The following is a 620-nucleotide window of genomic DNA, read 5'->3' on the forward strand; positions in this document are numbered from 1 at the left end:
ACCCGTCCCAAAGAGAGCGCCGGTACGCCGCCGTGCAGGCCGAAGGCGCCGCCCTCACCCCGGGCGACCTCCTGGGCGAACTGGACGAGGCGGTGCGCGGCCTCCGGCCACGGCAGCCGGTCCCGTAGGGCGCGGGGTGGCGCCGGGGCGCTACGCGCAGGTGAAGCGCGACCGCGCCCAGTCGGCCAGCGCCACCGAGTCGAGCGGGCCGTGCGGCTCGGCCACCAGGCGTACGGTCTCGCGCCCCGAGACGTCCACATGGACGGGCACCGCCGGACCACCGCCCTCGACCGCCCCGGAGTTCCACAGCCGGACCCCGTCGGCGAAGACCGAGAAGTGGACCTTGCCGAGCTTCATCGTCAGATCGTCGACGCCGACCAGCGCGTCGTAGGACGAGCAGGAGCGGTTGAGGTCGATGGTGACGGAGGAGCGGCCGTGCACGGTGACGCCGTGCGCGTACCGCACGCCGTCGATCGACAGGGCGGAGCGCTGCCACACCCAACTGCTCTCGGCCAGCCGCATCTCGGGCCGGGTGCCGTCACCGAGCACGTCGTACGCCAGCTCGTTCCACTGGTAGACGGTCCGGGCGGGTGGGGGCGGTGATGCCGGCGGTGGGGGTG

1 protein-coding gene is annotated in these 620 nt (G+C 73.9%); it reads right to left on the reverse strand.

From position 1 onward, the window contains the following. Positions 1 to 150 precede the first annotated feature (150 nt). Positions 151 to 620 (reverse strand): NPCBM/NEW2 domain-containing protein (locus tag DMH12_RS38755; RefSeq protein ID WP_185832790.1); only part of this gene is annotated, 470 nt, incomplete at its 5' end.

Origin of the sequence: Streptomyces sp. WAC 04229 (assembly GCF_003947455.1) — a bacterium.
GTDB lineage: Bacteria > Actinomycetota > Actinomycetes > Streptomycetales > Streptomycetaceae > Streptomyces.